General features: G+C 60.8%; 16 protein-coding genes and 5 rRNA genes. 17 read left to right on the forward strand and 4 right to left on the reverse strand.

Annotated elements, in window-relative coordinates; translation table 11 throughout:
- The first annotated feature begins 135 nt into the window (after positions 1 to 135).
- The 14 genes from ftsH to rrf all read left to right on the forward strand — a co-directional run bounded on the left by ftsH (position 136) and on the right by rrf (position 16,870).
- Positions 136 to 2,205: an ATP-dependent zinc metalloprotease FtsH gene (ftsH, locus tag QN084_RS11380; protein ID WP_021474235.1), complete on the forward strand. Its 2,070-nt coding sequence runs from the start codon at positions 136 to 138 to the stop codon at positions 2,203 to 2,205.
- Between the two features lie 10 nt (positions 2,206 to 2,215).
- Positions 2,216 to 2,848 carry a GTP cyclohydrolase I FolE gene (gene folE, locus QN084_RS11385; protein WP_062098928.1) on the forward strand — a complete coding sequence of 211 codons (633 nt, stop codon included), beginning with the start codon at positions 2,216 to 2,218 and terminating at the stop codon, positions 2,846 to 2,848.
- A 7-nt stretch (positions 2,849 to 2,855) separates the two neighbouring features.
- Entirely contained in the window at positions 2,856 to 3,761 is a 906-nt protein-coding gene (gene folP, locus QN084_RS11390; protein ID WP_021474237.1) for a dihydropteroate synthase, read from the forward strand.
- An 11-nt stretch (positions 3,762 to 3,772) separates the two neighbouring features.
- Entirely contained in the window at positions 3,773 to 4,132 is a 360-nt protein-coding gene (gene folB, locus QN084_RS11395; RefSeq protein WP_021474238.1) for a dihydroneopterin aldolase, read from the forward strand.
- Positions 4,129 to 4,668 carry a 2-amino-4-hydroxy-6-hydroxymethyldihydropteridine diphosphokinase gene (folK, locus tag QN084_RS11400; RefSeq protein ID WP_021474239.1) on the forward strand — a complete coding sequence of 180 codons (540 nt, stop codon included), beginning with the start codon at positions 4,129 to 4,131 and terminating at the stop codon, positions 4,666 to 4,668. The genes folB and folK overlap by 4 nt, the downstream gene beginning before the upstream one ends.
- 3 nt (positions 4,669 to 4,671) lie before the next feature.
- Positions 4,672 to 5,196, forward strand: a complete 525-nt coding sequence (locus tag QN084_RS11405) for a DUF3180 domain-containing protein (protein WP_021474240.1) — start codon at positions 4,672 to 4,674, stop codon at positions 5,194 to 5,196.
- Positions 5,177 to 5,689, forward strand: coding sequence for a PH domain-containing protein (locus QN084_RS11410; RefSeq protein WP_069696653.1), 513 nt, complete (start codon positions 5,177 to 5,179; stop codon positions 5,687 to 5,689). The genes QN084_RS11405 and QN084_RS11410 overlap by 20 nt, the downstream gene beginning before the upstream one ends.
- A complete protein-coding gene (locus QN084_RS11415) occupies positions 5,686 to 7,227 on the forward strand; it encodes a PH domain-containing protein (RefSeq protein WP_069696654.1) in 1,542 nt (513 codons plus the stop codon). Before QN084_RS11410 ends, QN084_RS11415 begins: the two co-directional genes overlap by 4 nt.
- Positions 7,220 to 8,146: a Rossmann-like and DUF2520 domain-containing protein gene (locus tag QN084_RS11420; protein ID WP_021474243.1), complete on the forward strand. Its 927-nt coding sequence runs from the start codon at positions 7,220 to 7,222 to the stop codon at positions 8,144 to 8,146. Before QN084_RS11415 ends, QN084_RS11420 begins: the two co-directional genes overlap by 8 nt.
- Before the next feature lie 5 nt (positions 8,147 to 8,151).
- A complete protein-coding gene (gene panC / locus QN084_RS11425; protein ID WP_021474244.1) occupies positions 8,152 to 9,054 on the forward strand; it encodes a pantoate--beta-alanine ligase in 903 nt (300 codons plus the stop codon).
- Positions 9,055 to 9,156: 102 nt separating this feature from the next.
- Positions 9,157 to 10,635, forward strand: coding sequence for a DHA2 family efflux MFS transporter permease subunit (locus QN084_RS11430; RefSeq protein ID WP_062094552.1), 1,479 nt, complete (start codon positions 9,157 to 9,159; stop codon positions 10,633 to 10,635).
- Between the two features lie 725 nt (positions 10,636 to 11,360).
- Positions 11,361 to 12,889: ribosomal RNA gene (locus QN084_RS11435) — 16S ribosomal RNA — on the forward strand.
- 561 nt (positions 12,890 to 13,450) lie between these two features.
- A 23S ribosomal RNA gene (locus QN084_RS11440) occupies positions 13,451 to 16,612 on the forward strand.
- A 141-nt stretch (positions 16,613 to 16,753) separates the two neighbouring features.
- Positions 16,754 to 16,870: ribosomal RNA gene (rrf, locus tag QN084_RS11445) — 5S ribosomal RNA — on the forward strand.
- The 16S, 23S and 5S rRNA genes sit together here, the layout of an rRNA operon.
- 131 nt (positions 16,871 to 17,001) lie before the next feature.
- Here the strand turns inward: rrf and QN084_RS11450 are convergent.
- The 4 genes from QN084_RS11450 to QN084_RS11465 form a co-directional block, all read right to left on the reverse strand.
- Entirely contained in the window at positions 17,002 to 17,325 is a 324-nt protein-coding gene (locus QN084_RS11450; protein ID WP_128397145.1) for a carboxymuconolactone decarboxylase family protein, read from the reverse strand.
- 90 nt (positions 17,326 to 17,415) lie between these two features.
- Positions 17,416 to 18,273, reverse strand: a complete 858-nt coding sequence (locus QN084_RS11455) for an aldo/keto reductase (RefSeq protein ID WP_069695444.1) — start codon at positions 18,271 to 18,273, stop codon at positions 17,416 to 17,418.
- An 8-nt stretch (positions 18,274 to 18,281) separates the two neighbouring features.
- Positions 18,282 to 18,713, reverse strand: a complete 432-nt coding sequence (locus tag QN084_RS11460; protein WP_021474816.1) for a (R)-mandelonitrile lyase — start codon at positions 18,711 to 18,713, stop codon at positions 18,282 to 18,284.
- A gap of 29 nt (positions 18,714 to 18,742) precedes the next feature.
- On the reverse strand, positions 18,743 to 20,116 hold the full coding sequence (locus QN084_RS11465; protein WP_069695445.1) for an MFS transporter: 1,374 nt from the start codon (positions 20,114 to 20,116) through the stop codon (positions 18,743 to 18,745).
- 130 nt (positions 20,117 to 20,246) lie between these two features.
- On the opposite strand from QN084_RS11465, the gene QN084_RS11470 reads away from it, so the two are divergent.
- The 3 genes from QN084_RS11470 to QN084_RS11480 all read left to right on the forward strand — a co-directional run bounded on the left by QN084_RS11470 (position 20,247) and on the right by QN084_RS11480 (position 26,797).
- Positions 20,247 to 21,140, forward strand: coding sequence for a helix-turn-helix transcriptional regulator (locus QN084_RS11470; RefSeq protein WP_021474818.1), 894 nt, complete (start codon positions 20,247 to 20,249; stop codon positions 21,138 to 21,140).
- Between the two features lie 405 nt (positions 21,141 to 21,545).
- Positions 21,546 to 23,074: ribosomal RNA gene (locus QN084_RS11475) — 16S ribosomal RNA — on the forward strand.
- A gap of 561 nt (positions 23,075 to 23,635) precedes the next feature.
- Positions 23,636 to 26,797 (forward strand): 23S ribosomal RNA (locus QN084_RS11480).
- Positions 26,798 to 26,835: the final 38 nt, after the last annotated feature.

A 26,835-nucleotide genomic window follows, 5' to 3' on the forward strand; every position in this document is an offset into this window, starting at 1 on the left:
CAGAGGGAACTTTTGTGCTTTCCAGTGCGTGAATTACGGGGAACGGTGTATAGCTAGAAACTGAAGCAGCACCATTGCGCGCAGAGGTTGCGCGTTGCAGCACTACCAGGAGGGACGGGGCACAACCCCGATCAGATGAAAGCTAAGAATTTCTTCAAGGGCCCGGGCATCTGGATTGTTGTCGTCGTTGGCTTGCTCCTGGTGGCATTCGCAACTTTGGCTCCCGGCGGCTCTACGAGGATTGACACCAAGGACGGTCTTGAACTCCTCGCCCAGGGCGGCAAGGTGGAGCAGGCCAAGATCTTCGACGCCGAGAACCGCGTCGACCTGGTGCTCAAGGACAACCTGAACATCGACGGCCAGGACAAGGGCAAGAACGTCCAGTTCTTCTACGTCACGGACCGTGGTCCGGACGTCGTCAAGGCCGTCACCAACGCCAACCCGGACAAGGGCTTCACGGACCAGCCCGTCGAGAACAACTGGTTCTCCGGCCTGTTCTCCCTCCTCATCCCGGTGCTGCTGCTGGGTGTCCTGTTCTGGTTCTTGCTCTCCCGCATGCAGGGCGGCGGATCCAAGGTGATGCAGTTCGGCAAGTCCAAGGCCAAGCTGGTCAACAAGGACATGCCGCAGGTGACGTTTGCCGACGTTGCCGGTGCTGACGAGGCCGTGGAAGAACTTCAGGAAATCAAGGAGTTCCTCCAAGAGCCCGCCAAGTTCCAGGCCGTTGGCGCCAAGATCCCCAAGGGTGTGCTGCTGTATGGCCCTCCTGGTACTGGTAAGACCCTGCTGGCCCGTGCTGTCGCCGGCGAGGCAGGCGTTCCGTTCTTCTCCATCTCCGGTTCGGACTTTGTCGAGATGTTCGTGGGCGTCGGCGCGTCCCGTGTCCGCGACCTTTTCGAGCAGGCGAAGGCCAGCTCGCCGGCCATCATCTTCGTGGATGAGATCGACGCCGTTGGACGTCACCGTGGTGCCGGCATCGGCGGCGGCAATGACGAACGCGAGCAGACTTTGAACCAGTTGCTAGTTGAAATGGACGGCTTCGACGTCAAGACGAACGTTATCCTGATCGCAGCCACCAACCGCCCGGACGTGCTGGACCCCGCGCTGCTGCGCCCGGGCCGCTTTGACCGCCAGATCACAGTCGAAGCCCCGGACCTCGTGGGCCGCGAGCAGATCCTGAATGTGCACGCCAAGGGCAAGCCCATGGCCCAGGGCATCGACCTGCGGGCCGTTGCAAAGAAGACCCCGGGCTACACCGGCGCGGACCTCGCCAACGTCCTCAACGAGGCCGCCCTGCTGACGGCCCGCTCCAACGCCAACCTTATTGATGACCGCGCACTTGATGAGGCAATCGACCGTGTCATGGCCGGCCCGCAGAAGCGCAGCCGGGTCATGAAGGAACTTGAGCGCAAGATCACCGCTTATCACGAGGGTGGCCACGCGTTGGTGGCTGCTGCCCTGCGGAACTCGGCTCCGGTCACGAAGATCACCATCCTGCCGCGCGGCCGTGCCCTTGGCTACACCATGGTGGTCCCCGATGACGACAAGTACTCGGTGACCCGTAACGAACTGCTGGACCAGATGGCCTACGCGATGGGTGGCCGCGTGGCCGAAGAGATCGTGTTCCATGATCCGTCCACCGGCGCTTCCAACGACATTGAGAAGGCAACGTCCACGGCCCGCAAGATGGTCACCCAGTACGGCATGAGCGAGCGTGTTGGTGCCGTGAAGCTGGGCCAGGGCGGCGGCGAGCCTTTCCTTGGCCGCGATGCCGCTCAGGAACGTAACTTCTCTGACCAGATTGCCTATGTGGTGGACGAGGAAGTGCGCCGCCTCATCGACCAGGCGCACGACGAGGCTTACGCCATCCTGACTGAAAACCGCGACATCCTGGACCGTCTCGCCCTCGAATTGCTTGAGCGTGAAACCCTGAACCAGGCAGAGATTGCCGACATCTTCCGTGACGTGCGCAAGCGCGATTTCCGGGAGATCTGGCTGTCCAAGGAGTCCCGTCCCGTCCAGACCATCCCGCCGGTGGAAACCCGCGCGGAGCGGGCCGAGCGAGAGGCCCAGGAGGAAGCGAAGAAGGCCCGCCTGGATGAGCCGCTGGACACCGTTGCTCCGCACGCCCAGGGTGTCAGCAGCCAGGAAACCTTCCATGCACCGGGACCCGACGGCGGCAACGACTCTCCGCTTCACGGCTAAGCTTTCTGACGTGACTCATTTCGACGACGAAGACCTCGCCGCCGCCCACGGCCCAGCCGGCGACTCCAAGGGGGGCCACAAAGTGGACCGCCCCCGCATTGAAGCAGCGGTTCGTGAGATCCTGCTTGCCATTGGCGAAGACCCCGATCGCGGTGGCCTCAAGGACACGCCGAAGCGCGTGGCCAAGGCCTACGCCGAGGTCTTCGCGGGCCTTCACCATGACCCCGTGGATGTCCTGTCCACAACGTTCGACCTCGACCATGAAGAGCTTGTCCTCGTCAAGGACATCCCCTTCTACTCGACGTGCGAACACCACCTCGTTCCGTTCCATGGCGTGGCCCACGTCGGTTACATTCCGTCCCATGACGGTAAGGTGACCGGCCTCAGCAAGCTCGCCCGGCTCGTAGATATCTACGCCCGCCGCCCGCAGGTGCAGGAGCGCCTCACCACGCAGATCGTTGAGGCGCTGGTAGAGCACCTCAACCCGCGCGGGGCGATCGTCGTCGTCGAATGTGAACACATGTGCATGTCCATGCGCGGCATTCGCAAGCCCGGCGCAAAGACCGTCACCAGTGCGGTGCGCGGTCAGCTCCATGACCCGGCCACCCGCGCCGAGGCCATGAGCCTCATACTCGGAAGGTAAGCAATATATGGATTCCCTCGCAGCAGCACCCGGAACCGGCCCGGCCACAAGCCCGTTGCCGATTCTCCGCAAGCCGCGGCCGGCGGCCAGGTTCGCGGATCTCCCGACGGACCGGACCTTGGTCATGGGAATTCTGAATGTGACCCCGGATTCGTTCAGCGACGGCGGCAAGCACCCCACGGCCGATTCAGCGATCGCCCTGGGCCTCCGGATGTTCTATGCCGGGGCTGACATTATCGACGTCGGCGGGGAGTCGACGCGTTCAGGCGCGGAACCCGTGGACCCGGCGGAGGAGCAGCGCCGCGTCATTCCCGTGGTGGAAGCACTGGTCAAGGCGGGTGCCCTGGTCAGCATTGACACGATGCACACGTCCACGGCCGCTGCCGCCGTCGAAGCCGGGGCGGCGATCATCAACGACGTTTCCGGCCTCACCATCGAAGAGGGCATGCCCGAGCTGGTGGCTCGTACCAAGGTTCCATACATCCTCACGCACCGCCGCGGCGACGCCCGCACCATGGACAGCCTCACGGACTACAACGACGTGACGGAAGACGTCATTGCCGAACTGAAGGGTGTCCGCGACAAGCTGTACGCGGCTGGAGTGTCGCCGGAGCAGGTGATCGTGGATCCGGGCATCGGCTTCTCCAAGAACGAGGCCCAGAACTGGGAGCTCTTAAAGAACGTGGACAGGCTGTTCGAGCTGGGCCACAAAGTCATGGTGGCTGCTTCCCGCAAGCGCTTCCTCGGTTCGCTGCTGACAGTCGCCGGCAAGGCCGCAGCCCCGCAGGAGCGGGACGCCGCAACGGCCGCCATTACTGCCTTGAGCGCCGCCAAGGGCGCTTGGGCAGTGCGGGTGCACGACGTCGGACCAAGCCTTGATGCGGTCAAGGTCGCCGCGCGCATCGCGCGCTGATCGGAGACGCTGTGGACAGGATCACGCTGACCGGTGTCACCGCCGTCGGCCACCATGGAGTGTTCGACTTCGAACGCCGTGAGGGCCAGCCATTCGTGGTGGATGCGGTGCTTTACACGGACTTCACCAAGGCCGCCGAGACGGACGATCTGCAGTTCACAGCGCATTATGGCGAGGTGGCCGGGCTCATCACCAAGCACATCGAGGGTGAGCCGTTGAACCTGATTGAGGGCCTTGCCGTACGCATCGCGGAGGACATCCTGGCCAATTACGGTGTGTCCGCCGTCGACGTGACGGTTCATAAGCCCAAGGCGCCCATTGAGGTGCCGTTCGGGGACGTCGCTGTCAGCGTGCATCGGGAGCGGACATGACCGCCGGTTACACCAAGGTAATCCTGGCGCTGGGCAGCAACCTGGGGGAGCGCAACGACACCCTCACCACCGCCGTCGCGGATCTGGTGGACCCCCCGGAGGTGCGCTTGCTTGGCGTCTCCCCGGTTGTCCAGACCAAGCCTGTTGGCGGCCCCGAGGGGCAGCCCGATTTCCTCAACATGGTCATGGCGGTCGAGACCACGCTGGCTCCCTTGGAGCTGCTGGAACACTGCCACCAGGTGGAGCAGAAACATCACAGGACACGGGAAGTGCGCTGGGGTCCCCGGACTTTGGACGTGGACATCATTGCCTACGGGGACCTGATCAGTGACGACCCCGTCCTCACGCTGCCCCATCCCCGGGCTGCGGAGCGTGCCTTCGTCCTCTACCCATGGTCTTTGCTGGATCCGAACGCCAAACTGAACGGTCGCAGCGTTGCCGAACTGGCCGCCGTCGCGCATGACATGCCGGACATCCGCGGTTTTGACGGCTTCGGCGATACTGCCGGCGTTCCCGCCAAGGGGGCTGTTGAGTAGCCTATGAAAGCCATGCGCCCGTTGATCCTGGTGGTCATCGCCGTCGCCGCCGCCCTGGTGGGCTGGCTGGCAACGTCGGCGACCAACCGCTTCAGCATGCCTACGCCGGTGCTGCCGGAGTCCGCGCTGGTAACCATGGGCGTGATTGCGTTGTTGACGCTGGTCATGGGTGTCCGCGTGCTGCGGTGGAGGAACGGCAAGAAGAAGGCCATGCTGGACCCCATCATGGCCGCGCGGACCCTCATCCTTGCCCAGGCCTGTGCTTATGCAGGCACGCTTTTGCTGGGCTGGCATGCCGGAATCGCCTTGGACCTGCTGCGGATCGGAACCCTGCGGACGGGCGAGGGCGTTCTCTGGAACGCCTTGCTGATGGGCGGCGGCGGTGTGGTGATGGTCGTCGTCGGGCTCGTGGTGGAGAGGTTCTGCCGCATACCGCCCGAGGATCTTGAAGGTGGAGCGCCCGGCGGGCAGGAAAAGCGCCGGGGCGAGACCAAGGGGGAGGGCGAGTATGCTTACCGAGCCGATTGATCCTCCCGGTATTGAGTGGTTGCGGGTCTCGCCGAAGTACGTGACCGTCCGTTTGGTGGAGTGGGCGCTGGGGAACGTCATCATGATCGGCCTTCTGAGCTTGCCGCTGGTCTTTGTGCAGCTGGGTTGGTGGCGATGGCCTCCGGTCTGGCTTGCCATCGCGGTTCCGGCGGCCATGTTGGTCCTTGCTCTGTGGCGCTTGGTGTTGATTCCGCGCCAGGTCAGGGCCATCGGCTACGCCGAGCGGGATGACGACCTCCTCATCCGCCGGGGCATCTTCTTCCAGCGCACCATGGTTGTCCCGTACGGCCGGATGCAATATGTGGACGTTGCGGTGGGCCCGGTGGAGCGGAGCCTCGGGCTGTGCACCCTGAAACTCCACACGGCGTCGCCGGGAACCAACGCGTACTTGCCCGGACTGCCAGCCGCCGAGGGCGCGCGGCTGCGGGAGCAACTCTCTGCCCGCGGAGAAGCCAGGCTGGCCGGGCTGTGAGCCCGGACGTGGCCCTTCCCGGCAAAGCCGTCGACGGCGACTGGCGGCGGGTCCATCCTGCCTCACCGTTCGTACGTGGCTGGGTTGCGTTGGCGGCCGTCCTCTACTTCTTCGGAAGGGACGCCTTCGAGCGTGTGCTGCAGGGCCGGGACATTGTGGACCCCCTCAACGGCAGGGTGCTGTGGTTGTTGGCCGGCGGTGGCATCGTCCTCATGCTGGCTGTGGGCGGGTTCATTCTGAGTTGGTACTTCACCCGCTACCAGGTTGCCGAAGGGTATGTTCGCGTCAATACCGGCTTCCTTTTCAAGCAGCAACGCCAGGCACGGTTGGACCGCGTCCAGGCGATCGACATTGTGCAGCCGCTGCTGGCCCGCATATTTGGCCTCGCTGAACTCAAGTTCGAGGTGGCCGACGCCGGGGAGTCGGCAGTCCGGCTGGCTTACCTTCCGCTCGCCCAGGCCAAGCAACTGCGGGCGGCCATCCTGGCTCGCGCCGCGGGCGTCGTAACCGGCCCGGAAACCGTGGAGGAAATACCCGAAGCACCTGAGCAACATGTGTTATCGGTTCCCCCGGGCCGGCTCATTGGAGCCCTGCTGTTCAGTGAGCAGACCGTGGGCATCATCCTCGCAGCGGCAGCGTCGATCACAGTGTCCGTCCTGACGGAGAACAGCACCATTTTCCTCGCCCTGATCCCTGCCATCGTGGGTATCGCGGCCACGTATTGGAGTTCCTTCAACAAGGGTTACAACTTCACGGCCGCGATCTCTCCGGACGGCATCCGGCTCCGGTACGGACTCCTCGACACCCAGGCGCAGACCGTGCCGCCGGGGCGGATCCAGGCCCTGAAGATTACCCAGCCGCCGTTGTGGCGCCTTTTCGGGTGGTATCGCATGCACGTCAACGTTGCCGGTTATGGCGGAACCCCGGGTAACGAGAACGCGGCCCGGACCACGCTCCTTCCTGTTGGCATGAAGGCCGACGTCATGATGATGCTCTCGCTGGTTCTCCCGGACCCCGGCGTCGACGACCCCCAACGTGTTTTCACGGCCGGGTTGGAAGGCCTTTCGCCACTTTCGGGCAGTGCTGACGGCTTTGTCACCACACCCCGGCGGGCCCGCCTGCTGGCGCCGCTCGGTTGGCGCCGCAACGGATACCTGGCCACCCGAACAGCGCTCCTGCTCCGCTCCGGACGCTGGTGGCGTGCATTGGTCCTGGTACCGCACCAACGCACGCAGTCGATGGCCCTGCAGCAGGGGCCGCTGGCGCGATGGTTCGGCGTCACTGATCTTGTCCTCCATACCACTGTCGGTCCGGTCGCCCCGCGGCTGTACCAAGCGGGGGTCCGGGAAGCAGTGGAACTGTTCGACGAACAAGCCGCACGTGCCCGCGAGGCCAGGAAACGCCAGACCAGCGAGCAATGGCTGGCCGAGTTGGCCTTGCAGCGCGGACCTGCCACGCCGCCGCCAGTGCCCACTCTGGAAGAACATCCGGAATCCACTCCCACCACCGCAAACCAGGAGGACCGCCATCATGGCTAGGCCAGGACGACTCGGCGTCGGGATCATCGGCGCCGGCAAGGTGGGTGCCGTCCTGGGCGCCGCTTTGCGCGCTGCCGAGCACGCCGTCGTCGGGGTTTCCGCTGTGTCGGAGGCGAGCCGGGAGCGGGCCGAAACCCTGCTGCCGGGCGTCCCGGTCCTCGAGATCCAGGACATCGTGGAGCGGGCGGAACTGGTCGTGCTGGCTGTTCCGGACGACGCACTCGGCGAGTTGGTGGAGGGCCTGGCGAAGCTGGGAGCCTGGCAACCGGGCCAACTGGTGGCGCACACCTCCGGCCGGTACGGCGTCGGGATCCTCCAGCCAGTGCGCGCTGCAGGTGCGATTCCGCTGGCACTGCATCCGGCCATGACGTTCACCGGCATGAGCCTGGACCTGACACGGCTCTTGGACTGCACCTTCGGCGTTACCGCCGATGCGGCCATGCTCCCGATCGCGCAGGCCCTGGTGGTGGAGATGGGCGCAGAGCCTGTTGCCATAGCGGAGGCGGACCGCACCATTTACCACGCGGCGTTGGCGCACGCGTCGAACCACATGGTCACCTTGGTGGCCCAGGCGTCGCAGCTCCTGCGGGAGATCGGCGTCGAATCGCCCGAGTCCATGCTCGGTCCGCTGCTTCGGGCGACCCTTGAGAACGCGCTGGCGTCAGGGGAGTCCGCCCTGACCGGGCCGGTGGCCCGTGGGGACGTGGGCACCGTTTCGGCGCACGCGCAGGCGCTGAGGGAGTACGACGCCGGTGCCGGCGGCGATGTCCTTGAGGCCTACCAGGCGATGGCCATGGCCACTGCACGCCGTGCCGGAAACCGTGGACTCCTGCGGCAGGAACAACTGAACGACATCAACGAGGCGCTGGAAAGCGGGTCCCAACCGCACAACGGGCTTTCGTCTTCGGAAGGAAACTGAACACCATGGCCATCAAGCTCGTCACCACTGTGGCTGAACTCCGCAAAGAGAGCGCGCGTCTCCTGGCGGAGAAGGGAGGCAGCTCGCAAGGCCTGGTGCCCACCATGGGGGCGCTGCATTCGGGCCACGCGTCCTTGGCGAGGACCGCTGTTGCCGAAAACGACGTCGTGGTGGCCACTATTTTCGTCAATCCCCTGCAGTTCGGCGACGCCGTAGACCTTGACCGCTACCCGCGGACGCTTGAGGCGGACATGGCGCTGCTGGATGCAGAAGGCGTGGACCTCGTCTTCGCGCCGGACGTGGACGAGGTCTACCCCGGCGGCCAGCCGCTGGTGCGGGTGACCTCGGGGCCACTGGGCGAAAAGTGGGAGGGCGCTTCACGTCCAGGCCACTTTGACGGCGCCCTGACGGTGGTCGCCAAGTTGCTGCATTACGGCCTGCCCGGCGGCCCGGCAGCAGACGGTACGACGGCGGCCTACCGCGCCTACTTCGGGCAAAAGGACGCGCAGCAGTTGGCTTTGGTGAAGCGGATGGTGGCCGACCTCAACTTCCCCGTGGAGATTGTGCCCGTTCCTATAGTCCGCAGCGAAGACGGCCTCGCCCTGTCCAGCCGCAATCGTTTCCTCTCGGACCAGGAACGCGAAGCTGCGCTCGTCCTGTCCAGGGCCCTGCGCCTCATCGAGTCCCGCGCCAACGCGCACCAACCGCTGGACCTGGATTCCGCCGTCGCGCTTGTTGACTCCCAGCCGCTGGTGGAACTGGACTACTTCGATGTGGTCGATCCCACCACACTCGAACCGCTGGCGGAGAACTGCAAAGAGACGCCGTTCCGCGGCGAAGGGCTTGCCATCATCGCGGCGAAGGTAGGCCCCGTGCGCCTGATCGACAACATCCCGCTGGACTCCTGAGGCATTAATTTTCCGCTGACGGGAATGCTGGAGGAGTTTAGACTGTTGCTGTCTTCACCGGCAACGATCGCCGGAATCCACATTCCTACCTGAGGGATCCTCATGTCTACCGACGTCACGCCCGGCGCCTCCGGCGAATCTGTTTCCGGCGCTCTCGCTTCCAAGGAGCCGGTGAGGCCGCAGGCGCCGGTGTCCGGCAAGATGTCCCGCGAGTCGGTCACCGTCATTGTCACTTTGCTGGTTGCCACGTTCGTGGTGATCCTCAACGAGACCATCATGAACGTTGCCCTGCAACGGCTCATGATCGACCTCAACGTCAATGCACCCACCGTTCAGTGGCTGGCCACCGGCTTCATGCTGACAATGGCCGTGGTAATCCCGACCACCGGGTTCATCCTGCAGAAGTTGAGCACCCGCGCTTCCTTCATGCTCGCAATGGGCCTGTTCAGCGGCGGGACGCTTTTGGCCGCGCTGGCTCCCGGGTTCACGGTGCTGTTGCTGGCGCGCATTGTCCAGGCCGGCGGTACGGCCATCATGCTGCCGCTGCTGATGACCACCATCCTCACGCTCGTACCGATGTCCCGTCGCGGTGCCGTGATGGGCAACGTCAGCATCGCCATCTCGGTGGCCCCGGCCATGGGGCCCACGGTTTCCGGCATCATCCTTGACCACTTCTCGTGGCGCTTCATGTTCGTGTTCGTGTTGCCTGTCGCGTTGGCTGCCCTCGCGATCGGCGCCAAGTTCCTCACCAACGTAGGGGAGCGGGGCAAGACCACCCTGGATGTCGCATCGGTGATCCTGACAGTGCCTGCCTTCGGTGGCTTGGTTTACGGCCTGAGCCAGATCGGTGGCGCCGAGGCGGGAATCGTCCCTGTGATCGCATTGGTTGTGGGCGTACTCGCCCTGGCACTGTTCGTGTTCCGCCAACTGCGGCTCCAGCGCTCCGATTCACCGCTGCTGGACCTCCGTGCGTTCAACTTCCGGATGTTCACTGTGTCCACGCTGCTCATGGTCGTGGCGATGATGGCACTGTTCGGCGGCGTGATCCTGCTGCCGCTCTACCTGCAGAACACCCTGCACCTGGAACCGATGCAAACCGGTTTGGCCCTGCTTCCGGGCGGGCTGGCCATGGGGCTGCTGGGTCCCGTCATTGGCCGGATCTTCGACAAAGTCGGCCCGCTGCCGCTCACGCTGTCCGGCTCCATCCTGATGGTCCTGACACTGTGGCAGTTCTCCCGCCTGGACGAGGCAAGTGCGCTCGGTTGGGTCATCGCATTGCATGTGCTGCTGAGCCTTGGCCTCGCGCTGCTCTTCACCCCGGCGTTCACAACGGGCCTGAACCCGCTGCCGCCGCACCTGTACTCCCACGGGTCGGCCATCATGAGCACGGCGCAGCAGGTATCAGGCGCTGCGGGAACCGCGCTGCTGGTGTCCGTCTTTGCCGTGGTGTCTGCATCGTCCGGACTGGTTGCCGGTATGCAGTCGGCATTCCTGGTAGCCACCGTCATCGCCCTGGCCGCAGTTGTGCTGGGTGCCATGATGCGCCGGACCGAAGGCTCGGCAGCCCACGGAGGCCACTGACCCCGGACCTTCTATCAAGTCCCGCGAAGGCCGGCAGCCGACAAGGTTGCCGGCCTTCCGCATGCCCCTCCCGTTCCTCTATCACCTCCCGCCCCCTTCCCGGCGTTGCTCTGCCACATCCCGTTGGTTTCCCGGCGTTGCTCTATCACTTCCCGTCGACTCTTGCCAGCATGCGAAAGTCTGGAATTCCTGCTGGGGCTCCCACGTGCAGTTCCCGGTTTTTCCAATTGCGGTCCAAGCTGCATTGATTTCATAATTCGAGGGACTTTCTCGTGTGACGGGCTTCACGGCTCTTGAATTTATTTCGGAGGTTGGGGGTGTGTAAAGTTATTCGAGTTGCCGCCGCTGATGCGGGTTTGACGGTGACTTTCTCCCTTTCGAATGGCCGGCTTCCGGTGGTGCTTTGGTGCGCTGTTGGTGCTGGTGGGGGGTTCCGGGCTGGTTTGCTTTGTGTGGCTGGTTCGGGTAAGTTTGAAAAGTTGCTCCGGAGCGATCTGCTGGCCGTTGTGGTTGGTGGTGGTACTGCTTTGGATTAGTGACCTGTTGTTTGAGAACTCAATAGTGTGCCAAGTTTGTTGATACCGATTGTTTTTTGATTGGTTGAATTTTTGCCGGGCCATTGCGCACCCCCGTGTGTGGTGGTTTGGTTTTCAGCTGGTTTCAGATTTGCAGCTGCTTCTTGCCGTGATTTCCGGTGGGGGTGGTTGTGTTTCGTTTTTTGTTTTTGAACGGAGAGTTTGATCCTGGCTCAGGATGAACGCTGGCGGCGTGCTTAACACATGCAAGTCGAACGATGATCCGGTGCTTGCGCCGGGGATTAGTGGCGAACGGGTGAGTAACACGTGAGTAACCTGCCCTTGACTCTGGGATAAGCCTGGGAAACTGGGTCTAATACCGGATATGACTCCTCATCGCATGGTGGGGGGTGGAAAGCTTTTTGTGGTTTTGGATGGACTCGCGGCCTATCAGCTTGTTGGTGGGGTAATGGCCTACCAAGGCGACGACGGGTAGCCGGCCTGAGAGGGTGACCGGCCACACTGGGACTGAGACACGGCCCAGACTCCTACGGGAGGCAGCAGTGGGGAATATTGCACAATGGGCGAAAGCCTGATGCAGCGACGCCGCGTGAGGGATGACGGCCTTCGGGTTGTAAACCTCTTTCAGTAGGGAAGAAGCCCTCTTTGGGGGTGACGGTACTTGCAGAAGAAGCGCCGGCTAACTACGTGCCAGCAGCCGCGGTAATACGTAGGGCGCAAGCGTTATCCGGAATTATTGGGCGTAAAGAGCTCGTAGGCGGTTTGTCGCGTCTGCTGTGAAAGACCGGGGCTCAACTCCGGTTCTGCAGTGGGTACGGGCAGACTAGAGTGCAGTAGGGGAGACTGGAATTCCTGGTGTAGCGGTGAAATGCGCAGATATCAGGAGGAACACCGATGGCGAAGGCAGGTCTCTGGGCTGTAACTGACGCTGAGGAGCGAAAGCATGGGGAGCGAACAGGATTAGATACCCTGGTAGTCCATGCCGTAAACGTTGGGCACTAGGTGTGGGGGACATTCCACGTTTTCCGCGCCGTAGCTAACGCATTAAGTGCCCCGCCTGGGGAGTACGGCCGCAAGGCTAAAACTCAAAGGAATTGACGGGGGCCCGCACAAGCGGCGGAGCATGCGGATTAATTCGATGCAACGCGAAGAACCTTACCAAGGCTTGACATGGACCGGAAAGACCTGGAAACAGGTGCCCCGCTTGCGGCCGGTTTACAGGTGGTGCATGGTTGTCGTCAGCTCGTGTCGTGAGATGTTGGGTTAAGTCCCGCAACGAGCGCAACCCTCGTTCTATGTTGCCAGCGGTTCGGCCGGGGACTCATAGGAGACTGCCGGGGTCAACTCGGAGGAAGGTGGGGACGACGTCAAATCATCATGCCCCTTATGTCTTGGGCTTCACGCATGCTACAATGGCCGGTACAAAGGGTTGCGATACTGTGAGGTGGAGCTAATCCCAAAAAGCCGGTCTCAGTTCGGATTGGGGTCTGCAACTCGACCCCATGAAGTCGGAGTCGCTAGTAATCGCAGATCAGCAACGCTGCGGTGAATACGTTCCCGGGCCTTGTACACACCGCCCGTCAAGTCACGAAAGTTGGTAACACCCGAAGCCGGTGGCCTAACCCTTGTGGGGGGAGCCGTCGAAGGTGGGACCGGCGATTGGGACTAAGTCGTAACAAGGTAGCCGTACCGGAAGGTGCGGCTGGATCACCTCCTTTCTAAGGAGCTGCTAACGGCGTCCGGGTCTGCCTGCATGGGCGGGTTCCGGGGTTGTCAGTGTTGCCCATTGCGCAGGCGTCTGTTCTGCGGTGGGTGCTCATGGGTGGAATATCAGCAAATCAAGTTTTTTGGCATGGCCTGTTGGTGGTGGTGTCCTGGCGTGAGTACGGCGGCCCTCTTTTCGCACTTTTGTGTGTGGGGGGGGTTGTTGGGAAAGCGGTCCGGGGTGTTGGTTGCCGGGTTGTGTTTGGCGCACTGTTGGGTCCTGAGGCAACAGGGCCTTTTTGCAGCAATGCAGGGAATCCTTGGTGTTTCTTGTTGTTCCTGCGGCCGGCACCCCCTCGTGTTTGTGTGGGGTGGGTGTGGTTGACGGGGTTGTTGTTTGAGAACTACATAGTGGACGCGAGCATCTGGACACATGGTCCTGCACTCTTTTTGGGGGTGTGGGTTGTGTGTTCTAGCAATTTCTTTGATGAATGAACCTGGCCCTTTTGTGGTCGTGGTTCTCTCGAATTGATTGAGTGCATCAGCCGCGGCCTGTTTGGGTTGTGGTTTTGTGTGGTCAAGTTTTTAAGGGCGCACGGTGGATGCCTTGGCATTAGGAGCCGAAGAAGGACGTAGGAATCTGCGATAAGCCTGGGGGAGTTGATAACCGAGCGGTGATCCCAGGATGTCCGAATGGGGAAACCCCGCACAACGCTGCAAGGTGATTGTGTGACCCGTGCCTGAATTCATAGGGTGCGTGGGGGGAACGCGGGGAAGTGAAACATCTCAGTACCCGCAGGAAGAGAAAACAAGAGTGATTCCGTTAGTAGTGGCGAGCGAACGCGGATGAGGCTAAACCGTTCCATGTGTGATAGCCGGCGGGCGTTGCGTGGGCGGGGTTGTGGGACTTTCCGTGCTGGTTCTGCCGGACCGGTGGGGTGTGGGTGCGCGTATAGGTGAACGGTCTTGAAAGGCCGGCCAGAGAGGGTGTGAGTCCCGTAACCGTAATGTGTGGCACCGCCTTTGGAGAGGATCCCAAGTAGCACGGGGCCCGAGAAATCCCGTGTGAATCTGTCAGGACCACCTGATAAGCCTAAATACTTCCTAATGACCGATAGCGGACCAGTACCGTGAGGGAAAGGTGAAAAGTACCCCGGGAGGGGAGTGAAACAGTACCTGAAACCGTGTGCTTACAATCCGTCAGAGCATCTGCAGCCCTTCGGGGTTGTATGGGTGTGATGGCGTGCCTTTTGAAGAATGAGCCTGCGAGTTAGTGTTACGTCGCGAGGTTAACCCGTGTGGGGAAGCCGTAGCGAAAGCGAGTCTGAACAGGGCGTGTTCAGTGGCGTGATCTAGACCCGAAGCGGAGTGATCTACCCATGGCCAGGTTGAAGCGACGGTAAGACGTCGTGGAGGACCGAACCCACTTCAGTTGAAAATGGAGGGGATGAGCTGTGGGTAGGGGTGAAAGGCCAATCAAACTCCGTGATAGCTGGTTCTCCCCGAAATGCATTTAGGTGCAGCGTTGCGTGTTTCTTGCCGGAGGTAGAGCTACTGGATGGCCGATGGGCCCTACAAGGTTACTGACGTCAGCCAAACTCCGAATGCCGGTAAGTCAGAGCGCAGCAGTGAGACTGTGGGGGATAAGCTTCATAGTCGAGAGGGAAACAGCCCAGACCACCAACTAAGGCCCCTAAGCGTGTGCTAAGTGGGAAAGGATGTGGAGTTGCTTAGACAACCAGGAGGTTGGCTTAGAAGCAGCCATCCTTGAAAGAGTGCGTAATAGCTCACTGGTCAAGTGATTCCGCGCCGACAATGTAGCGGGGCTCAAGTACACCGCCGAAGTTGTGGCATTCACGCATTACCCTAGCCTTCGTGGTTCAGGGGTGTGGATGGGTAGGGGAGCGTCGTGTGGGCGGTGAAGTCGCGGTGTAAACCAGCGGTGGAGCCTACACGAGTGAGAATGCAGGCATGAGTAGCGAAAGACGGGTGAGAAACCCGTCCGCCGAATGATCAAGGGTTCCAGGGTCAAGCTAATCTGCCCTGGGTAAGTCGGGACCTAAGGCGAGGCCGACAGGCGTAGTCGATGGACAACGGGTTGATATTCCCGTACCGGCGAAAAACCGCCCATGTTGAACGGGGGATACTAACCACCGCCGGTCTTTCTTGTTGCGCCACTTGTGGTGTGATGGTTGGGCTGGTGCTGGGACCTGATCCCGGGAGGCAAGCGTATTAACAGGTGTGACGCAGGAAGGTAGCCGGGCCGGGCGATGGTAGCCCCGGTCCAAGGATGTAGGGTCAGGGATAGGCAAATCCGTTCCTGTGTGTTTCGAGCACGATCCTGAGATCTGATGGGACTCCCGCATGGGGGGATCCGGTGATCCTATGCTGCCTAGAAAAGCATCGACGCGAGGTTTTAGCCGCCCGTACCCCAAACCGACACAGGTGATCAGGTAGAGAATACCAAGGCGATCGAGAGAATTATGGTTAAGGAACTCGGCAAAATGCCCCCGTAACTTCGGGAGAAGGGGGGCCTGCCCCGTGATACAGACTTGCTTTGTGGAGCGGGTGTGGGCCGCAGAGACCAGGGGGAAGCGACTGTTTACTAAAAACACAGGTCCGTGCGAAGTCGCAAGACGATGTATACGGACTGACTCCTGCCCGGTGCTGGAAGGTTAAGAGGACCGGTTAGCCCCTTTGCGGGCGAAGCTGGGAATTTAAGCCCCAGTAAACGGCGGTGGTAACTATAACCATCCTAAGGTAGCGAAATTCCTTGTCGGGTAAGTTCCGACCTGCACGAATGGAGTAACGACTTCCCCGCTGTCTCAACCATAAACTCGGCGAAATTGCAGTACGAGTAAAGATGCTCGTTACGCGCAGCAGGACGGAAAGACCCCGAGACCTTTACTATAGTTTGGTATTGGTGTTCGGAGTGGCTTGTGTAGGATAGGTGGGAGACGTTGAAACCCGGACGCCAGTTCGGGTGGAGTCATCGTTGAAATACCACTCTGGTCACTTTGGACATCTAACTTCGGCCCGTGATCCGGGTCAGGGACAGTGCCTGATGGGTAGTTTAACTGGGGCGGTTGCCTCCTAAAAAGTAACGGAGGCGCCCAAAGGTTCCCTCAGCCTGGTTGGCAATCAGGTGTCGAGTGTAAGTGCACAAGGGAGCTTGACTGTGAGAGAGACATCTCAAGCAGGGACGAAAGTCGGGACTAGTGATCCGGCGGTACATTGTGGAATGGCCGTCGCTCAACGGATAAAAGGTACCTCGGGGATAACAGGCTGATCTTGCCCAAGAGTCCATATCGACGGCATGGTTTGGCACCTCGATGTCGGCTCGTCGCATCCTGGGGCTGGAGTAGGTCCCAAGGGTTGGGCTGTTCGCCCATTAAAGCGGTACGCGAGCTGGGTTTAGAACGTCGTGAGACAGTTCGGTCCCTATCCGCTGCGCGCGCAGGAAATTTGAGAAGGGCTGTCCTTAGTACGAGAGGACCGGGACGGACGAACCTCTGGTGTGTCAGTTGTACTGCCAAGTGCACCGCTGATTAGCTACGTTCGGATGGGATAACCGCTGAAAGCATCTAAGCGGGAAGCTCGCTTCAAGATGAGATTTCCAAACACATTATGTGTGAGAGGCCCCCAGCCAGACCACTGGGTTGATAGGCCGGATGTGGAAGCGAGGACTAAAGACTCGTGAAGCTGACCGGTACTAATAGGCCAACAACTTACACCACACACAACACACTGCACGCGTCCACTATGTGGTTCCCAACCAACAACCCGGGAACAACAACACAACAACACAACTAAACAAGCACCACAGTTGTAACCACACACACTTCCCACCCCCACACAGGGGGGACGGGTAACAAGGTTACGGCGGTCATAGCGTGGGGGAAACGCCCGGTCCCATTCCGAACCCGGAAGCTAAGACCCACAGCGCCGATGGTACTGCACCCGGGAGGGTGTGGGAGAGTAGGACACCGCCGGACAACCATTAGGTCGAGACCCCCCAACCCACACGGGTCGGGGGGTCTCCCACATCAACCACCAAAACACCACGAAAGCCCCGCCAACAGACGGGGCTTTCAACGTTTAACCACCCGGACGGGCTACCCTCCAGTCAGGGTCCTGCGAAAACTTCCCTGGCAACCGTGATTGCTGACATGGCTTTTGGCCATCCGGCGTAAAAAGCCAGGTGGACGATCGCTTCTTTGAGTTCAGCCTCGGTCAAGCCGTTGGCTCGTGCGCGGGCGAGGTGTCCACGGAGCTGGTCAGTGCTGCTGTTGGTGACCAAGCTGGCCACCGTTACGAGGCTGCGGTCGCGGGGGGAGAGTTCTGCCCGTTCCCAGATGTCGCCGAAGAGAACGTCGTCTGTCAGTTCGACGAGCTTGGGGGCGAAGTCGCCGATGAGTTGTTGGGCCCTGGTCTGTTGCGGGGCGGTCATGGGTTGTCCTTCCTAAGGGAGTTGTTGTGCAGTGTTGCGTTGCCCAGGCCGCTCACGGGGCGGGCGCCGAGGCTGTGGTTCCTGCGGTGCTCAGCTGTAGCGGCGGTTGCCAAGCCAGCTGACCATGGCGGGGTCGCGGTGGTCGAAGAAGAGGCTGGCGCCGGTGTCCAGTGTCGCGATTTGATTCATCTGCTCTTCGGTGAGGGTGAAGTCGAAGACGTCAAGGTTCTGGGCCATGCGCTCGGGCCGGACTGACTTGGGGATCACGACGACGTCGCGCTGGATGAGCCAACGGAGCACGACCTGGGCGACGGACTTGTCCTGTTCGTCGGCGATGACGCTAAGGACCGGGTCGGTAAACAGGTTGTTCCTGCCTTCGGCGAACGGCCCCCAGGATTCGATCTGCACGCCGCGTTCGCGCATGAGTTCCTGGTCGGAGGCACGCTGGTGGAACGGGTGGGTTTCGATCTGGTTCACGGCCGGGACGATCTCATTGTGGCCGATGAGGTCCACAAGTCGGTCCGGGTGGAAATTTGAGACGCCGATGGCCCGGGAAAGGCCTTCCCTGTTCAGGTCCTGCATGGCGCGCCATTCGCTGTAATAGTCACCGAGCGGCTGGTGGATCAGGTAGAGGTCGAGGTAGTCCAGTCCGAGCCGGTTCAGGGAGTTCTGGAAGGACTCCTTGGTGTCGTTGTAGACGTTGCCGGTCGGGGCGTGCTGGATCCAGAGCTTGGTGGTGATGAACAGTTCGTCGCGGTTGATGCCGCTGGCTTTGATCGCGGCGCCGACGGCTTCTTCGTTGCCGTAGGACGCGGCGGTGTCGAGGTGCCGGTAGCCGGTGGCGAGGGCTGCTTCGACGGCGGCCTGGGTTTCTTCTTCGGGGATCTGGAAGACACCGAAGCCGAGGATCGGCATTTCGACGCCGTTGTTGAGGGTGACGTTTTTCATGGTTTTCCTTAGCGTTGTTCTGCTGTGGGTTGTGGGTGGGTTTTGGAGTGTGCGGCTTGGTAGTCCTGGTCACTGACGGGTTCGAGCCACGTTGCCGTATGGCCGTCGTCGTGTTCGACCAGGGCCAAGTGGCACATCAGGGATTCCGAAGTCGCGCCGTGCCAGTGTTCTTCTCCGGGAGGGGTATGCACGGTGTCTCCGGCGCGCATGAGGATGACTTTGCCGTCCCTGGTGGTCACGAGTCCTGTTCCGCCGGTGCAGTGCAGTGTTTGGCCCAGCGGGTGGGAGTGCCAGTGGGTCCGGGCGCCGGGGGCGAACTGGACCATCGCGAACCCTAGCCGGGAGGGGCTCGCAGCTGAGTGCAGTGGGTTGAGGTATACGTTGCCGGTGAACTTTTCGGCCGGGCCCTTGGTCGTGGGTCCGGGAACTGCGAGGCGCATGCCTGTTCCTTTCCTTCTGGTTGGGTCTGTTAGGCGGTTGTGTGCCGCCGCCGCTGCAATGCCAGGGATGCCGTGACGAGGACGATGAGGACCACCGCGGTTGCGCCGAGGCTGGCGCGCAACCCGGTGATGAACCCGCCGCTGGCGAGTACCGCGCCGAAGATGGCCACGCCGAGGGAGCCGCCAACTTGCCGGGCGGTGTTGGCCACTCCGCTGGCGGTGCCGGCCCGTTCGGCAGGGAAGTTGTCCATGACCTGGGAAATGATGGACGGGACGGTGAAGGACCCGCCGACCCCGACCGGGACCATGAGCGCTGCTACCAGCAGCACCGGAGCGTCCGCTGGCAGCAGGCACAGTCCGATCAGGCCTGCGGCCATGATCACTTGGCCGGCGGCGATCATGGCCACATGCCCGTACCTGGTCATGAGACGGCCAACCCAAGGGTTCAGGATGGCGACAAGGGCCGTCATCGGGAGGAACAGCAGCCCGGTTTCCAGGGCGGACGCCCCGCGTTCCTGCTGGAAGTAGAGGCTTTGAACGAACACGAGTCCGTAGAAACCGGCCATCGTGACCACCGCGATGATCAGTGCGGTGGACACGGCGCGGGGGCGGAACAGGTCCAGCGGAATCATCGGATGCTGCCCCCGGGTCTGCGCGATGACGAAAACGGCAAGGGACACGACGGCGAGGGCGAACATGAGAACAATGGCAGTACTTCCATACCCGGACTCGGCGCCTTCGATGATGCCATAGGTCACGGCTGCGAGCCCGACGACGGCACTGATCTGTCCGGCCCAGTCGAAGGGTGCCGGCCGGCGGGGCGATACTGCGACGCGCGAGAGGGCTCCCAGGGCGACGGCTCCGACGGGCAGGTTGACGAAGAAGATCAGCCGCCAGTCGAGCTGCGTGAGTATCCCGCCCAGTACCGGACCTGCTGCAGCGGCCACGGAACCGCCCAGCCCCCAGTACACGATGGCGCGGCCGCGGGCTGCGGCGTCGTGGTGTGCTTCCCGGATCAGGGCCAGGGACGCCGGGGTGATCATCGCCCCGCCAATGCCCTGCAGAATGCGGGCTCCGACAAGTACCGGGAGCGAAGGGCTTGACGCGCAGGCAGCGGAAGCAACCACGAAGACGATCATGCCTATCCCGTAGGCGCGTCGCGCGCCGGCCCTGTCAGAGAATGTTCCGGCGAACAGTTGGAGGGCGGAAAACATCAGGGTGTAACCGGTCACGACCCATTGCAGACCTGACAGGCCCCCGCCGAGGTCGTTGCGAATCGCGGGCAGTGCGACGTTGACGATTTGGGCATCTAGGGCGACAACGAAGAACCCGAGCATCGCCACGGCCAGGGAGGCCCTGGGCCGGGCATCCACTGCCGGGCGGTTGTCGGTAGACACGGACATGGTGTCCTTTCGATGAGGGGGGACGGTCTGATTCAAGAAAACCAGCCCCCTCATTCGCGCGGGAGTGTCTGTTGTGCGGTGTACTGGCAGTTCCTGTTAGACCATCACGCCCCGCCGTAGCCTAGAAGCCATGGACACCACCAACGACGTCCGCGAGTTCCTTATGAGCCGCAGGTCCCGCATCACCCCGACCCAGGCAGGGCTGCCCGACTATGGAGGAACCCGAAGGGTTTCCGGGCTCAAACGCGAGGAAGTCGCCATGCTCACCGGCGTCAGTACCGAGTACTACGCCCGGCTCGAACGCGGCAACCTCCGGGGAGTGTCGGACTCCGTTCTTGACTCCCTCGCCCGGGCACTACAGCTCGACGAGGCAGAACGCGCCCACCTGTTCGATCTGGCCAAGGCCGCCGCGCCAGACCGCGCGTCCGGACCACGGCGGGCACGGGCGGAGGTTCGCCCCAGCATCGAAAGAGTCCTCGCCGGAATGACCGGGACACCGGCTTACGTCCGGAACGCCCGCACCGACGTGCTCGCTGCCAACAACCTATGCTTCGCCCTCTACACCGGGATCCTCAGCCCCGGGATGCTTCCTGTGAACCTTGCACGGTTCATGTTCCTGGACCCGCGGTCCAAGGACTTCTTTGTGGACTGGGATACTCTCGCCGATGACTTTGCGTCGGCCATGCGCGCCGAATCCGGCAGGAACCCCCGCGACCGCGCGCTCAACAGCCTTATCGGCGACCTGGCTGCGGGCAGCACTGAATTCTCCACCCGGTGGGCGCGCCATAATGTCCGCTTTCACCGTACCGCCCGCAAGACCATGCGCAACCCCCTCGTCGGAGAGATTGAACTTACCGGAGACGCGCTGGAACTCCCTGGCGAAGGGCTGATACTGATCGCCTACTCAGCCGAGCCGGGCAGCCACGCCCAGGACCAACTCGACTTCCTCGCCAGTTGGTCTGCCGGCAACGGGAACATCGCTGCGCGCCATCCCGCAGAGCCAAATGGCCGCGACAGCCCGTAGTACCAGGGGGTGATTTCAGCCCTCGTTTGGCTGTTTGGGGGTGGATTTGCGTTGGGGGTTGGGGGCGTGTATTGTTTTCTGAGTCGCCGGGAGCGAAACGGAAAGCCGGAAGGTGTGTACGGTTCGGGCAGGCGGTCAAAAATAACTCTTCTTTTCCAATGGCCCTGGTTGGGTTCCGCTGCTGTGTGTGGTGTGGCTTCGGGGTGATGTTTTGGAGGGTCTGTTGTTTGAGAACTCAATAGTGTGCCAAGTTTGTTGATACCGATTGTTTTTTGATTGGTTGAATTTTTGCCGGGCCATTGCGCACCCCCGTGTGTGGTGGTTTGGTTTTCAGCTGGTTTCAGATTTGCAGCTGCTTCTTGCCGTGATTTCCGGTGGGGGTGGTTGTGTTTCGTTTTTTGTTTTTGAACGGAGAGTTTGATCCTGGCTCAGGATGAACGCTGGCGGCGTGCTTAACACATGCAAGTCGAACGATGATCCGGTGCTTGCGCCGGGGATTAGTGGCGAACGGGTGAGTAACACGTGAGTAACCTGCCCTTGACTCTGGGATAAGCCTGGGAAACTGGGTCTAATACCGGATATGACTCCTCATCGCATGGTGGGGGGTGGAAAGCTTTTTGTGGTTTTGGATGGACTCGCGGCCTATCAGCTTGTTGGTGGGGTAATGGCCTACCAAGGCGACGACGGGTAGCCGGCCTGAGAGGGTGACCGGCCACACTGGGACTGAGACACGGCCCAGACTCCTACGGGAGGCAGCAGTGGGGAATATTGCACAATGGGCGAAAGCCTGATGCAGCGACGCCGCGTGAGGGATGACGGCCTTCGGGTTGTAAACCTCTTTCAGTAGGGAAGAAGCCCTCTTTGGGGGTGACGGTACTTGCAGAAGAAGCGCCGGCTAACTACGTGCCAGCAGCCGCGGTAATACGTAGGGCGCAAGCGTTATCCGGAATTATTGGGCGTAAAGAGCTCGTAGGCGGTTTGTCGCGTCTGCTGTGAAAGACCGGGGCTCAACTCCGGTTCTGCAGTGGGTACGGGCAGACTAGAGTGCAGTAGGGGAGACTGGAATTCCTGGTGTAGCGGTGAAATGCGCAGATATCAGGAGGAACACCGATGGCGAAGGCAGGTCTCTGGGCTGTAACTGACGCTGAGGAGCGAAAGCATGGGGAGCGAACAGGATTAGATACCCTGGTAGTCCATGCCGTAAACGTTGGGCACTAGGTGTGGGGGACATTCCACGTTTTCCGCGCCGTAGCTAACGCATTAAGTGCCCCGCCTGGGGAGTACGGCCGCAAGGCTAAAACTCAAAGGAATTGACGGGGGCCCGCACAAGCGGCGGAGCATGCGGATTAATTCGATGCAACGCGAAGAACCTTACCAAGGCTTGACATGGACCGGAAAGACCTGGAAACAGGTGCCCCGCTTGCGGCCGGTTTACAGGTGGTGCATGGTTGTCGTCAGCTCGTGTCGTGAGATGTTGGGTTAAGTCCCGCAACGAGCGCAACCCTCGTTCTATGTTGCCAGCGGTTCGGCCGGGGACTCATAGGAGACTGCCGGGGTCAACTCGGAGGAAGGTGGGGACGACGTCAAATCATCATGCCCCTTATGTCTTGGGCTTCACGCATGCTACAATGGCCGGTACAAAGGGTTGCGATACTGTGAGGTGGAGCTAATCCCAAAAAGCCGGTCTCAGTTCGGATTGGGGTCTGCAACTCGACCCCATGAAGTCGGAGTCGCTAGTAATCGCAGATCAGCAACGCTGCGGTGAATACGTTCCCGGGCCTTGTACACACCGCCCGTCAAGTCACGAAAGTTGGTAACACCCGAAGCCGGTGGCCTAACCCTTGTGGGGGGAGCCGTCGAAGGTGGGACCGGCGATTGGGACTAAGTCGTAACAAGGTAGCCGTACCGGAAGGTGCGGCTGGATCACCTCCTTTCTAAGGAGCTGCTAACGGCGTCCGGGTCTGCCTGCATGGGCGGGTTCCGGGGTTGTCAGTGTTGCCCATTGCGCAGGCGTCTGTTCTGCGGTGGGTGCTCATGGGTGGAATATCAGCAAATCAAGTTTTTTGGCATGGCCTGTTGGTGGTGGTGTCCTGGCGTGAGTACGGCGGCCCTCTTTTCGCACTTTTGTGTGTGGGGGGGGTTGTTGGGAAAGCGGTCCGGGGTGTTGGTTGCCGGGTTGTGTTTGGCGCACTGTTGGGTCCTGAGGCAACAGGGCCTTTTTGCAGCAATGCAGGGAATCCTTGGTGTTTCTTGTTGTTCCTGCGGCCGGCACCCCCTCGTGTTTGTGTGGGGTGGGTGTGGTTGACGGGGTTGTTGTTTGAGAACTACATAGTGGACGCGAGCATCTGGACACATGGTCCTGCACTCTTTTTGGGGGTGTGGGTTGTGTGTTCTAGCAATTTCTTTGATGAATGAACCTGGCCCTTTTGTGGTCGTGGTTCTCTCGAATTGATTGAGTGCATCAGCCGCGGCCTGTTTGGGTTGTGGTTTTGTGTGGTCAAGTTTTTAAGGGCGCACGGTGGATGCCTTGGCATTAGGAGCCGAAGAAGGACGTAGGAATCTGCGATAAGCCTGGGGGAGTTGATAACCGAGCGGTGATCCCAGGATGTCCGAATGGGGAAACCCCGCACAACGCTGCAAGGTGATTGTGTGACCCGTGCCTGAATTCATAGGGTGCGTGGGGGGAACGCGGGGAAGTGAAACATCTCAGTACCCGCAGGAAGAGAAAACAAGAGTGATTCCGTTAGTAGTGGCGAGCGAACGCGGATGAGGCTAAACCGTTCCATGTGTGATAGCCGGCGGGCGTTGCGTGGGCGGGGTTGTGGGACTTTCCGTGCTGGTTCTGCCGGACCGGTGGGGTGTGGGTGCGCGTATAGGTGAACGGTCTTGAAAGGCCGGCCAGAGAGGGTGTGAGTCCCGTAACCGTAATGTGTGGCACCGCCTTTGGAGAGGATCCCAAGTAGCACGGGGCCCGAGAAATCCCGTGTGAATCTGTCAGGACCACCTGATAAGCCTAAATACTTCCTAATGACCGATAGCGGACCAGTACCGTGAGGGAAAGGTGAAAAGTACCCCGGGAGGGGAGTGAAACAGTACCTGAAACCGTGTGCTTACAATCCGTCAGAGCATCTGCAGCCCTTCGGGGTTGTATGGGTGTGATGGCGTGCCTTTTGAAGAATGAGCCTGCGAGTTAGTGTTACGTCGCGAGGTTAACCCGTGTGGGGAAGCCGTAGCGAAAGCGAGTCTGAACAGGGCGTGTTCAGTGGCGTGATCTAGACCCGAAGCGGAGTGATCTACCCATGGCCAGGTTGAAGCGACGGTAAGACGTCGTGGAGGACCGAACCCACTTCAGTTGAAAATGGAGGGGATGAGCTGTGGGTAGGGGTGAAAGGCCAATCAAACTCCGTGATAGCTGGTTCTCCCCGAAATGCATTTAGGTGCAGCGTTGCGTGTTTCTTGCCGGAGGTAGAGCTACTGGATGGCCGATGGGCCCTACAAGGTTACTGACGTCAGCCAAACTCCGAATGCCGGTAAGTCAGAGCGCAGCAGTGAGACTGTGGGGGATAAGCTTCATAGTCGAGAGGGAAACAGCCCAGACCACCAACTAAGGCCCCTAAGCGTGTGCTAAGTGGGAAAGGATGTGGAGTTGCTTAGACAACCAGGAGGTTGGCTTAGAAGCAGCCATCCTTGAAAGAGTGCGTAATAGCTCACTGGTCAAGTGATTCCGCGCCGACAATGTAGCGGGGCTCAAGTACACCGCCGAAGTTGTGGCATTCACGCATTACCCTAGCCTTCGTGGTTCAGGGGTGTGGATGGGTAGGGGAGCGTCGTGTGGGCGGTGAAGTCGCGGTGTAAACCAGCGGTGGAGCCTACACGAGTGAGAATGCAGGCATGAGTAGCGAAAGACGGGTGAGAAACCCGTCCGCCGAATGATCAAGGGTTCCAGGGTCAAGCTAATCTGCCCTGGGTAAGTCGGGACCTAAGGCGAGGCCGACAGGCGTAGTCGATGGACAACGGGTTGATATTCCCGTACCGGCGAAAAACCGCCCATGTTGAACGGGGGATACTAACCACCGCCGGTCTTTCTTGTTGCGCCACTTGTGGTGTGATGGTTGGGCTGGTGCTGGGACCTGATCCCGGGAGGCAAGCGTATTAACAGGTGTGACGCAGGAAGGTAGCCGGGCCGGGCGATGGTAGCCCCGGTCCAAGGATGTAGGGTCAGGGATAGGCAAATCCGTTCCTGTGTGTTTCGAGCACGATCCTGAGATCTGATGGGACTCCCGCATGGGGGGATCCGGTGATCCTATGCTGCCTAGAAAAGCATCGACGCGAGGTTTTAGCCGCCCGTACCCCAAACCGACACAGGTGATCAGGTAGAGAATACCAAGGCGATCGAGAGAATTATGGTTAAGGAACTCGGCAAAATGCCCCCGTAACTTCGGGAGAAGGGGGGCCTGCCCCGTGATACAGACTTGCTTTGTGGAGCGGGTGTGGGCCGCAGAGACCAGGGGGAAGCGACTGTTTACTAAAAACACAGGTCCGTGCGAAGTCGCAAGACGATGTATACGGACTGACTCCTGCCCGGTGCTGGAAGGTTAAGAGGACCGGTTAGCCCCTTTGCGGGCGAAGCTGGGAATTTAAGCCCCAGTAAACGGCGGTGGTAACTATAACCATCCTAAGGTAGCGAAATTCCTTGTCGGGTAAGTTCCGACCTGCACGAATGGAGTAACGACTTCCCCGCTGTCTCAACCATAAACTCGGCGAAATTGCAGTACGAGTAAAGATGCTCGTTACGCGCAGCAGGACGGAAAGACCCCGAGACCTTTACTATAGTTTGGTATTGGTGTTCGGAGTGGCTTGTGTAGGATAGGTGGGAGACGTTGAAACCCGGACGCCAGTTCGGGTGGAGTCATCGTTGAAATACCACTCTGGTCACTTTGGACATCTAACTTCGGCCCGTGATCCGGGTCAGGGACAGTGCCTGATGGGTAGTTTAACTGGGGCGGTTGCCTCCTAAAAAGTAACGGAGGCGCCCAAAGGTTCCCTCAGCCTGGTTGGCAATCAGGTGTCGAGTGTAAGTGCACAAGGGAGCTTGACTGTGAGAGAGACATCTCAAGCAGGGACGAAAGTCGGGACTAGTGATCCGGCGGTACATTGTGGAATGGCCGTCGCTCAACGGATAAAAGGTACCTCGGGGATAACAGGCTGATCTTGCCCAAGAGTCCATATCGACGGCATGGTTTGGCACCTCGATGTCGGCTCGTCGCATCCTGGGGCTGGAGTAGGTCCCAAGGGTTGGGCTGTTCGCCCATTAAAGCGGTACGCGAGCTGGGTTTAGAACGTCGTGAGACAGTTCGGTCCCTATCCGCTGCGCGCGCAGGAAATTTGAGAAGGGCTGTCCTTAGTACGAGAGGACCGGGACGGACGAACCTCTGGTGTGTCAGTTGTACTGCCAAGTGCACCGCTGATTAGCTACGTTCGGATGGGATAACCGCTGAAAGCATCTAAGCGGGAAGCTCGCTTCAAGATGAGATTTCCAAACACATTATGTGTGAGAGGCCCCCAGCCAGACCACTGGGTTGATAGGCCGGATGTGGAAGCGAGGACTAAAGACTCGTGAAGCTGACCGGTACTAATAGGCCAACAACTTACACCACACACAACACACTGCACGCGTCCACTATGTGGTTCCCAA

Source organism: Paenarthrobacter sp. R1 (assembly GCF_030264015.1).
GTDB lineage: Bacteria > Actinomycetota > Actinomycetes > Actinomycetales > Micrococcaceae > Arthrobacter > Arthrobacter ureafaciens.